Source organism: Ensifer sp. (assembly GCF_035999185.1).
GTDB lineage: Bacteria > Pseudomonadota > Alphaproteobacteria > Rhizobiales > Rhizobiaceae > Ensifer.
On record NZ_DASYHB010000192.1, the window covers coordinates 1 to 10,429 of the forward strand.

The following is a 10,429-nucleotide window of genomic DNA, read 5'->3' on the forward strand; positions in this document are numbered from 1 at the left end:
CGAGGGCGATCTCGCCGTGCTCGGGGACCGCAAGCTCCTGCCCGGAATGCCCGTCGAGGTCATGATCACGACCGAGGAAAGGACAGCCCTCTCATTCCTGACGAAGCCGTTCACCGACCACGCCAGCCGCGTCTTCAACGAACGCTGAGGAGGCGCACGACGCAACGGCGACATGCCTGGTTCACGCTCGCCGCGACGCACTCGCGCCATCTGCGGACATTGGCGCGTTGCCCGAAAGCAGACGCACTACCTTCGAATCTGAGGCATCGGTCGATCACGGCTGTCACACGGCGCGGCATACGCCCGCTTGCGGACGACAAGCCAGCGTCCGCTTCTGGCGCACATTGATCGTCAAGGCTTGACCTCGTGCCTTCGCGGACTACCCGTCGACTAATCCGGCGACGGCGACGATGCTAGCCAGGCCGGCGATCATGCCGGACACGCTGGCCGACTTCTCGACATCGATCCACTCGCCGAGTGAGTGTGCACGGCCGCCGGCGCCGCCGGAACCAATCCTGATCGCGGGGATGCCGAGGCTCATCGGAATATTGGCGTCGGTCGATGACGCCTCAAGCCTGGGCGTAAAACCCGCTGCTTGCGATGCTGCTGTAGCGTACCGGACGATATCGGCATCTTTGGGAGTGCTGCCCGCGGGACGCTCGCCCAATGTCCGAATTTCGACCGAGATTGCTCCTTCGCTGATCGAACGGGTAGCGTTCTCCCGCGCTACAGCCTCCGCCACGATCTCACGGCAGCGCAGGTCCAGCTTTGCAAGCTCTTCAGCCGATTCCGATCGAAGGTCGATGTCGACCCAGCTATCCTCTGGAACTGCGTTCACCGACGTCCCACCGCCGACGATAGAGGCACAGAACGTTGTCCGAGGTGTCTCCGGCACTTCAATTCGGCCAAGCTCCGCAACGACATGGGCCATGGCGTACATCGGATTCACGATGCCGAAGGCTTTGAAGCTGTGCCCACCGGGCCCCTTGAAACGAATTGAGTATCGCTTCGACCCGACTCCACCGACGACGATCTTGTCCATCTGGGGGCTGTCGACGGTGATGAAGGCATCGATCTTGCCACTGTAACGCCCGTTCATGAAGAGGTGACGTATCCCGCGCAGATCGCCCAAGCCTTCCTCGCCGACATCACCCACGAAGAGGATGTCGTTGCGGGTCCGGATTCCGGCTGCGTCCATCGCTCGGATGAAAGCCAACAGGACAGCGAGGCTGCGGGTATCGTCGCCAACACCCGGCGCATAAAGTCTTGTGCCTTCGCGGCGCACGGTGACATCCGTACCTTCCGGGAAAACTGTATCAAGATGGGCGGCGACCACTATCAGCGTTCCGTTGCCGGCGCCGCGCCTCAATCCCATGACGTTACCAATCTCGTCCTGTTCGACATCCTCGAGGCCATGCGCTCGCAACATCGCGAGATAGGCGGAAGCACGCCTGTCTTCCTTGAACGGCGGAGCTGGTATCTCGGTCAGTGTGATGATGTCTGCAATGGTCCGTTCGTGATCGGATCCGAGCCTATCGATCGCCACCTTGAAGGCTGGATGGCGCATGATCGTCGCGATTTCCTGAACGTGATCCTGCGACATGACATGGCCTCTCCGCAAACGCGCCGCACATATAGCAGCCCGCGCCTCCGAGTCAGCGGTCGGAATTGCGAAAACGATGCAGGGCGGAAGTTCGTATCGTGCTCAAACGACGATCTCGCGAAACCTCGCGTGATCCGATTGCCAAAGTACATTCAAGCGACTTCCGAAGTCTCCCCAAAGGTCTTGCATCGCTTCCGTCTGCGCCAGTGCGGAGCGACTTCATTCCGACAGACGTGGCTGAGTCCGTAAGTGCATCAGAGAGTGCCAAACAGCGCACCGGTTTGCGCAGCCTGGGGTGGCAAAGCGCTGTCGAGAAAGATTCACGGGATCGAACATCGTGGCACGAACAACTGAATGTCTGCCACGGACGGGGTCGAGCGCGACAGTTCGAGATGCTCGACCTGGATCGGCACAAGCCGTCCCGGCTCGGACCAACGGAGAGCAGTCCCTCGATGGCGCTAGTGCTGCGGTTGGCTGAACCGTTCGCGGAATGCCCTCGCTGTGGGCGCGTCCAAAAAGCTGACCCGAACAAAGCCGCGCTCGGGCTCCATGCTGACCTTGGCGGGAAGAGGCATGCCGCGTTCGATGAACCAGATCCCGATTGCAAAGAGTTGCTCATTGAGCTCGAACGGGTCGAGCCTCAGATCGACGATGGTCAGCGTGTGATCTGCAGCACAAGGTGTCATCGCTAATCTCGCCTCCTTGGGGTGGGCCGTTGGCAGCAGGCCTCGCCACCGGATCTGTGGAGCGTGGAATAGGCGGCTGGCCCCTAGGGGATCGAGCACTCCACCATGCATGCCAGCCAAATGATCGTCTCGCCTTCGTTCGGCAAGAAACGCAGGCGTCTCCGAGACCCGAGGCTCGAGATTCGGGCCATCTCAAATGGAAATCGGCCGAATCCCGGCTTCGGATAGCTCCAGATCCGCCGGGCTTTTCAGTCATCGCGCTGTCTTCGCCAGCGACAACTCGCAGCATATTCAACTGCCGCCGCCGCTGGCGCGTGAAAAAATCGTGAAGCGCGTTGTGGGATGTCGTCGGAGATTGCTAATCTTTGGCTGCAGCTACGGACACAACGTCATGGACAGCCAACTTCTTGAAATCAACCTATTCGGCGCCTGCTCGGTTCGAGAGAGCGCTGCCGAGGGATTCGAGATTACCGGCGCCAAGCACAAGGCGCTGCTGGTGCTTCTCGCGACCGCGCCTTTCGGCCGGCGTACGCGTGCATTCCTGCAGGAGACACTGTGGGGCGTTGCTTGCTACGACACGGGCCGCCAGAGCCTGCGTCGCGCGCTCGCCGACATCAAGTCGATCATGGGCGGCAGCTTTGGCGAACTTGTCACGAGCACCAATTCGGACGTTACCCTCGATCTTTCTCGGGTGACCTTCGTAGGCCGCCCGGGGCAGGGTGTGTTTCTCGAGGGGCTGGACATCCGAGAGTCCGGATTTGGCCAGTGGCTGGCTGGCATCCGCCAGAATCCGCGGCAGCTCGATGGCCTGTTCAGCTTGGCGTCGTGCTCCGGCGGCGCGTCGGTCCTGCCAACGATTGCAGTGCTGCCCTTCCGCGCCATCGCTGACGATATTGCCGACGCGACCATCAGTGATTGGCTAGCCGAGGAAATCTGCCGCTCGCTCAGCCGCTCGCGGCTGCTGTCAGTGATCTCGCATCTTTCCTGCCGCGAACTCGCGCGGACCAGCATCGACATCCCGCAGGTCCGATCGACCCTGCGCGCCGATTTCTGCGTGGCGGGCAGCCTTCGGCGATCCGCAGGGCGGATCCTTCTGGACGCCGATTTCATCGACGTTCGATCCGGTCGCATTCTTTGGACGCGTCAGATCGGCAGCCCTGTCGAGGGCTTCTTCCAGGCGGTCGAGGAAGGCATCGCAGCGATCGTCGCGGCGATCGGCGCAGCCATCGCCGACGAGGCACTGAACCATGTCGCGAGCCGCCGCCTCACCGATGTCGAGGATCATCGCCTGGTCATTGCGGGCGTTCGTCTGATGAACCGCTCGACGCTTCACGACCTTGCGCGCGCCAGGGAACTGCTGGAGGAAGCAGTGCGGCGTGCGCCATACGTCGCTGAGACGCATGCCTGGCTCGGCAAATGGTACTTCCTGAGCGTCTTCAACGGCTGGAGCACGGACACCGTCGCGGAAACCCAGCGCGGGATCGATTCCACTGCTCGGGCGCTCGATCTGTCGCCCGACAACGCCTTCTGCCTCACGATCGACGGGCTGGCGCACAACAACCTGTTGAAGCGGCTCGACGTCGCGGAGCATCGTTACAAGACGGCGCTCGCGATCAATCCGAACGAGGCCCTTTCCCTGTTGCTGCGTGGTGCGCTGCATGCCTTCCGGGATGAAGGCCAAGAGGCGGTCCGCTGCGTCGATCGCGCCAGAAGGCTCTCTCCGATCGACCCGTTCCGGTACTTCTACGAATCCTTGAGCGCGACCGCCTACCTGTCGGCGGGCGCTTACGAGAGCGCGTTGGAGTTGGCCGAAAGTTCGTTGCTGCTCAACGATCGCCATGTCTCGACGTTACGGGCGAAGATCGTCGCACTGCACAATCTCGATCGGGGCGAGGAACTGCGGCTGGCCGGACGACAGCTCCGGCGGCACATGCCCGATTTTAAGATCGACGACTATCTCCGTAGCCATCCGGCCTCGGATTCGAAATTCGGCCGAAAAGCGGTGGCGGCTTTCACCGCCGCAGGCCTTTCCTAGAGGACCCGGGGTACGACATGTCGACTGCAGGCGGGATTGGTGGCATCGGTGGCATCGGCGGAATTGGAGGGATTGGCGGAATAGGCGGTATCGGGGGGATAGGTGGCATCGGGGCGACGGGCGTCGGCCCGTTTGTTCCTGCCGGCGGGGTGAATCCGCTGCTGGCCCAAGGCCTGACCGTCAATGCCCAAGCAATCGGCCATATTGCTGGCGCCGACGACACGGGCAATTCGGCAGGCGGCACATATGCCGAACTGCCGATCGGACCGGCTGCGAACATGGAGAGTTGGGCGGGATGGGTGCGTGCCTCTCTCTATCTCACTGATGTCCTGAAGCGCCTCGACTGGACCCCTGGAAAGCGGCGGAGCGCGACCGGCATCGAGCCGTTCAGTGGCATCGAGATGACCTATGGCAGGAAGCCATTCGTCACCTTGCATCGACCGAACGTCGATCTTTTCCGGCGACAGCTCCGACACATTCGTGCCTATGCCGACCAGCGTGCGGACAGGGCCCCGGAAATCCTGACCCAGGTCGGCTATCCCGTGGACTACTTCGCGAGCGTGCTCGGGTTGAACGCCGACGCCAACAAATCGACCTTCGAACTGATCAGCATCACGCAGGTGATCACCTCACACGTGGCAATGGTTGCCAAGCACCACCTCGCTTGCCGTCGGCCCGATCGCCTCGGGGCAACGACGATGGCGATGATCCCGACACCGGCGCACGGCACTTTCCCCAGCGCGCACGCCGCCGAAGCTTTCGCTGTCGCGACCGTCCTGGAGGGTCTGCTGACCAAACTCGACGCCAAACCGCCTGCCCAACGGCACTATCCGCAGAGCGGACGGCTGATCAAACTGATCTACAAGCAAGCCGAGCGCATCGCCGTCAACCGTACCGTCGCCGGCGTCCACTACCCCATCGACTCGTGGGCCGGAGCTGCAATCGGCGAGGCCGTTGGCCAGATCGTGCTGGCCAAATGCCAGGGCAGCGCCGTCACGCCTCGCACCTATGAGGCCAAGGATACCGACTTCCTGCTTGCCGACTTCCTGCCGCGGGTCACCGGCGGAAGCGGCGATCCGTCGGCCAAGGGCTTGATCCGCAGTGCGTCCGGGAATCCGCTTCCAGCCAGTCCGCTGTTCGCGTGGCTTTGGGGCAAAGCTCTCAACGAGTTCAAACTCTGAGCTCGCCGCAGCAGGAGCACTTCGACCATGTCGCCAGACCAGCCGGGATCGGAGCCGCGTCCGCAACTGACGGGCTCCTATGAGCAATGGACCTATGGGCCCGGCGCGGCCTACGCCAATCTGGAGATCCCCCTGGCGGACACATGCTTCGTCAGTGCCATTGTCCAGCTACCGTCGGGCGCCGAGCTCCATCACTTCGCCGAGGGGATCGAACACGAGGGCACGAAACGCGGCGAGCCGCTGGCCGCGACGATCCGACGTCCGCTGATCTGGAGCGGTCTTCAGCGTCAGGATCACGCGACCTACTGGCCGGTCCTGCTAGGTTTTCACGGCAATGGACGCGACGGGCTCGGCATCTCGCATTTGAACCAGGCGCTGGAGAATCTGAGCCAACCAATTCGTCGCGCGTTGGCGGCAGACGCGACCCGAGCCGAGCCGTCGTTCGAGCTGGGCGCTCCGATACGAGCACGGGCGATGCCGACGAAAGCCATCAGCCTACCTTCATACACGGCAGACCCCGCTCTCGTCGCCAAGCTGGCTTCGGGCGCCACGACTGCGGTCATGGCGGTGATCGACGACGGCATCCCATTCGCTCATCGAAATCTCCGGGCTGTGTCCGGAGAGGGCACGAGGGTCGAGTTCTGCTGGCTTCAGTCCTCGGAGGCCGACCCTGCCGGCCCAGTTCCATTTGGCCGCGAACTGACGCGTCATGCCATTGACGAATTGGTGCAGGAGCACGGGCCCGACGAGGATGCGGTCTATCTGCGTTCAGGCGCCATGGACCAGGCTGCGCAAGGCTGCTCGACCATCGGCCACTTCGCGACGCATGGCGCACACGTCCTCGACGCGGCGGCGGGCCGGCGGCACAACGATGACGCGGTCGATCTCGACCTGCTGCGCATCATCGCCGTTCAGCTGCCGGCTGCGGTCACCGCCGACACGTCGGGATATCGCAAGGACGCCTTCATATTGAGCGCGTTCCACTACATCTTCGATCGAGCCGACCAATTCGCCGCGACCCATCTCGGCGATGCGGCCGCATCGCTGCCGCTGATCGTCAACCTCAGCTATGGTTACACCGGCGGTCCGCATGACGGGACCGACGCGCTTGAAGTCGCGATCTCCCAGATGATCGCTGCACGGCAGGCGCAGGGAAAGCCGACGGCGCTCGTCATGCCGTCGGGCAACAGCTTTGGCGAGCGGCTGAACGGCGAGATCTCGCCGGAACGCATCAACACCGGTGAGGTCTATCCGATCTCCTGGCGCCTTCAGCCCAACGATCGCACCTCGAGTTACCTCGAAATCTGGCTCCCGAAAGCCGAAGGCGCGACGCGTTTCCAGCTGTCGATCACAGATCCGAGCGGCGCGCCGTCCTTGGCGGGCGGCAGCCTCGCATTCGACTCGGCGGCAGCAGGGCAGGCGGCCGACGACCCCGCCTTGTCCAGGGACCTCCTGTGCGACGATCGACCGATCGGACGATGCGTGATCGCCCGCTACAACGCGCGCTGGACCCGCATTCTCATTGCGCTCGCCCCGACCGAACCCGACGACTCGAGCTTGCCCGGTGCCCCGGCAGGCCGGTGGACCATCGGACTGACCAAGATCGCGGGCGCGAATCTGGCAGCTCCGGTGGGCTGCCGCATCCAGCGGGATTTTGATCCCTTCGGCTACATGAAAGGCGCTCGCCAGAGCTATTTTGACGATCCGCTGGATGAACGCTTCGGCGAAGACGGAGCGCCGTCGCGCGTCGAGAACCCACCGGCCGCGTTCGTCCGCCGGCATGGCACGTTGAATGGCATCGCTACCCATGGACATGTAACCGTCGTGAGTGGCCACTATGGCGATAGCGGTCGCGCGACGGAGTATGGCGGCTGTGGCCGACGTCGCATTCCTGGCTCGTCCGCCGGTCCCGGCGACGTCCGAACTTCGGCCGTATCGGACGACTCCACCGCAATGCGCGGCGTTCTGGCCGCTGGCACCCGCAGCGGCAGCGTAGCAAGGCTTTCCGGGACGAGCATGGCTGCGCCACGGCTTGCCCGTGAGCTCGCCCTCCAACACCTGTCACAGGTGCCTCAGCCGGTCCAACCCATTCAGCCCCAGTTTCCGATCAGGCCTGTGGAGCTCGACGAGAGGCCCACGCGGCTGGGCTGATCAATAGAAGGCGCCTCAGCGTCCCAAAACGCCCCCGCAATCCTCACACTTTCCTCACGCGCTTACGCCGGCGAAGCGGCGTTAAATTCCTCCTGCCGCTACGGCAGGGAGATCAAAAGGGAAGTCACCGGGCCTGAGAACGCTCACATCGGGGCATCTTTGCTCCGCAAGCGTGCCATCTCGGCCCATCGGCGCTTCCCGTGCTTGTCGTCTCGCGGGCCCGAGCTTCAGGCGCCGGCACGCGGCCGGAGTCTCCCTTCACATCCGGGAGCCAAACGATGCGGACAATCGCTACTCCTCTCATTCTTCTCGCGCTCGCCGGCCAGACCGCCCAGGCCGGGGAACCGGCATCCTCTCTCGTCGACCTCCGGCTCGCCTGCCAAGGCTGGGGTAACCAGCTCCGGCTCACCGTTCGACGCCTCAACGACCACGGGCTGCTTCCAGCGGATGATGCGCCAGCCGTGAACGGTCTGATCGATACACTGGGGCGGCGCCGTTCCGGCGGCGATCCGGCGCGGATTTCGGCGCTGTAGGCGGTCCTTCTCGACACGCTGGTCGATCAAAGCAACCAGCCGTGACAACGCCCTTTGCGTCGGTCGCGCGGGAGATCACTTTCCGTCGCACGCACAGCGCCTGATCCGTGGCGCGGCGATCAAGACCAATTTCCCGTCCATCACCTATGGCGCGCTGCCCGATCTGATGGCGGTGCCACTGCCGCGACTGCTGCTAGCGCGCTCCGGGCACCGCCTCCAGGAGCGCCAAGCTGTCGTTCGAGGCTCTTGGCAAGCAGCAAGCCCTTCCGATCGGCGCGGATGGCGTCGGTCATCATGATCAGCTGGGACGCACATCGATGATGCTGTTGGTCACCTCACTCGTGGTACCCTACGCTCTGGTCCTGGCGTCGCCCGGGCCCAACCTGCTCGTGATGCTACGCGTGAGCTTCGCCGCTTCGGCAAAGCGAACGCTTGCGGCCGCTTTCGGCATCGCATGTGGGGCCACCCTGGCAGCCACGATCGCTTATCAAGGTTCGCTTTTCCTCGCCTGGGCGGACCAGCTGCAAGGGCCCTTCGCAATCCTACTGGCCGCGATCCTCACCCGCTCCGCAATACGCCTGATGCGGCGCGGGCAGGCGAACGGCGCGGAACTGAAGGGCGATGGTACGCCGCACCTGACCAAAGCCTTCGGACTCGGAATAGCGGCCTCCGCGCTTAACCCGATGTCGATTGCGTTCTTTCTGAGCTTCTTCGTCGCGCATCAGGGTTTCCTCACCTCCGCATGGATTGCGCCGGTAGTCGTGTTCGTGATGGCGGCGTTGTGGTTCTCACTGGTCGGGATCTGTCTCGGCAGGCTTTCGAAAGTAGAGATCGACCCAATCCTGAGGTTCTACGTAAAGCTGATCGTTGCGATCTCGATGGTCGCCTACGCACTTTACGTCGTTCGCACGGCGCTTTGAGCTGGGACTCATCTGGGCCCCGCATGACGAAAGGCGGGAGCTCTTTCTCCCGGCGATGTCGCGGACGCCCTCGGATCAACGAAACCCGGTCCCTCCCACAACCCTCTTCACGCTTTTTTCACGCGCCAACGGTGGCGGCGGCTGAATATGCTGCGAGCAGTCACTGGCGAAGAAAACACGATGACGAAAAAGCCCGTCGTAGTCGAACTCATCCCCATCCGGGATTTGGCTGATTTCCATCTGAGATGGTCTGAATTCCGGGACGCCGCTTTGAAGGCTTCGCAATCACCAGCTCTCGTCTTGCGGGAACGCGAAACAATCCTCTGGTTGATCCACATGGCCGATAGGATCGGCGCCCGGGATCTCACGCGAGAATAGTCGATGTCGTTTGCATTGCAGGCCACCATCCCGACCGGTCACAGTCCATTCTGCGCCATGCAGCACGCCGGACTCGATCCGGAGGATTGTGACACCAAGGCTCTGTTGATCATCGATGCGGATCTGCAGATCCGCTTCAGCAATCGCAGTGGCGGCATTCTCGCGCGCGAAGCCCTGGGATCCCCCCAACGTTTCGTCTCGACCGACCGGAATTTCGCGGCTCGCTTGCAGAGCTGGCTGAGGCGCTGCAGCAAGGGATCGGCCGGCCAGGCTGCCCGGTTGCCGCTGGCGATGACGGATGGGCGACAGGTCGCCGTCGATGCGGTGCATCTGGGCGGGTTCGGCGTCGATCTTTTCGTGCTTACCGTGGACGACCCGCATCGAATGATCGCCCGCAACATCGCCGAGATCGTGCGAGATTTCTCGCTGACGACAACCGAGGCACGTATGCTGGCCCTCGTGGCCGAGGGCCTCGACACGATCCTCGCCGCCAAGCGACTCGGCATCGCTCCAACGACGGCGCGGACTCATCTACAGAGAGTGTTTTCCAAGACCGGCACGGCCAGGCAAAGCCAGCTGGTTCACTTTGTCGCGACATATGTTCCGGAGAGCCACTGAGCAGGCGTTGTCACGATGCCTTCGGGTGGACGCCAAGCAGTCGATCTGGTCGGAACACAGGGCCAGACGACGGCGAACCTCCAATGCGACCTTGCGATACCCACGAGCCGTTGGTGCCGCACAGCCACCTGCTGCCGGCGAACTCGCGCCAGCAACCGATATTTCTCAATCCGGATCAGGGCGTCAGCGGCCGGCGGTGCGCGGGTCGAGCGTGTCGCGCAGGCCGTCGCAGAGCAGGTTCATGGCGAGGATGGTGAGCGTCAGCGCGGCGCAGGGCCAGACCAGCAGCAGCGGAGCCTGCTCCATGGTGGCGCGGGCGCCGCG

8 protein-coding genes are annotated in these 10,429 nt (G+C 63.3%); 6 read left to right on the plus strand and 2 right to left on the minus strand.

The features are described from left to right. Nucleotides 1-379: 379 nt before the first annotated feature. Entirely contained in the window at nucleotides 380-1,603 is a 1,224-nt protein-coding gene (locus tag VGO04_RS25790; protein WP_327498807.1) for a M20/M25/M40 family metallo-hydrolase, read from the minus strand. 458 nt (nucleotides 1,604-2,061) lie between these two features. Further along, nucleotides 2,062-2,289, minus strand: a complete 228-nt coding sequence (locus tag VGO04_RS25795) for a hypothetical protein (protein WP_327498808.1) — start codon at nucleotides 2,287-2,289, stop codon at nucleotides 2,062-2,064. Between the two features lie 391 nt (nucleotides 2,290-2,680). Between VGO04_RS25795 and VGO04_RS25800 the strand changes: the two genes are divergently transcribed. The 6 genes from VGO04_RS25800 to VGO04_RS25825 all read left to right on the plus strand — a co-directional run bounded on the left by VGO04_RS25800 (nucleotide 2,681) and on the right by VGO04_RS25825 (nucleotide 10,105). Next, complete coding sequence (locus tag VGO04_RS25800; RefSeq protein ID WP_327498809.1) at nucleotides 2,681-4,324, plus strand: hypothetical protein; 1,644 nt, start codon at nucleotides 2,681-2,683, stop codon at nucleotides 4,322-4,324. A 17-nt stretch (nucleotides 4,325-4,341) separates the two neighbouring features. Beyond that, on the plus strand, nucleotides 4,342-5,505 hold the full coding sequence (locus VGO04_RS25805) for a phosphatase PAP2 family protein (RefSeq protein WP_327498810.1): 1,164 nt from the start codon (nucleotides 4,342-4,344) through the stop codon (nucleotides 5,503-5,505). 27 nt (nucleotides 5,506-5,532) lie between these two features. Beyond that, nucleotides 5,533-7,656, plus strand: a complete 2,124-nt coding sequence (locus VGO04_RS25810; protein WP_327498811.1) for a hypothetical protein — start codon at nucleotides 5,533-5,535, stop codon at nucleotides 7,654-7,656. A 278-nt stretch (nucleotides 7,657-7,934) separates the two neighbouring features. Beyond that, nucleotides 7,935-8,189, plus strand: a complete 255-nt coding sequence (locus VGO04_RS25815; RefSeq protein WP_327498812.1) for a hypothetical protein — start codon at nucleotides 7,935-7,937, stop codon at nucleotides 8,187-8,189. A 317-nt stretch (nucleotides 8,190-8,506) separates the two neighbouring features. Then, nucleotides 8,507-9,109 (plus strand): LysE family translocator, encoded by a 603-nt coding sequence (locus tag VGO04_RS25820; protein WP_327498813.1) that lies wholly within the window; start codon nucleotides 8,507-8,509, stop codon nucleotides 9,107-9,109. A gap of 393 nt (nucleotides 9,110-9,502) precedes the next feature. Next, complete coding sequence (locus tag VGO04_RS25825) at nucleotides 9,503-10,105, plus strand: helix-turn-helix transcriptional regulator (protein WP_327498814.1); 603 nt, start codon at nucleotides 9,503-9,505, stop codon at nucleotides 10,103-10,105. Nucleotides 10,106-10,429 lie beyond the last annotated feature (324 nt).

Bases quoted from the DNA above. Each gene is read 5' to 3' on its own strand.
- VGO04_RS25800 (WP_327498809.1), top strand. From the start codon at position 2,681: ATGGACAGCCAACTTCTTGAAATCAACCTATTCGGCGCCTGCTCGGTT.
- VGO04_RS25790 (WP_327498807.1), bottom strand. From the start codon at position 1,603: ATGTCGCAGGATCACGTTCAGGAAATCGCGACGATCATGCGCCATCCA.
- VGO04_RS25795 (WP_327498808.1), bottom strand. From the start codon at position 2,289: ATGACACCTTGTGCTGCAGATCACACGCTGACCATCGTCGATCTGAGG.
- VGO04_RS25815 (WP_327498812.1), top strand. From the start codon at position 7,935: ATGCGGACAATCGCTACTCCTCTCATTCTTCTCGCGCTCGCCGGCCAG.
- VGO04_RS25805 (WP_327498810.1), top strand. From the start codon at position 4,342: ATGTCGACTGCAGGCGGGATTGGTGGCATCGGTGGCATCGGCGGAATT.
- VGO04_RS25820 (WP_327498813.1), top strand. From the start codon at position 8,507: ATGATGCTGTTGGTCACCTCACTCGTGGTACCCTACGCTCTGGTCCTG.
- VGO04_RS25810 (WP_327498811.1), top strand. From the start codon at position 5,533: ATGTCGCCAGACCAGCCGGGATCGGAGCCGCGTCCGCAACTGACGGGC.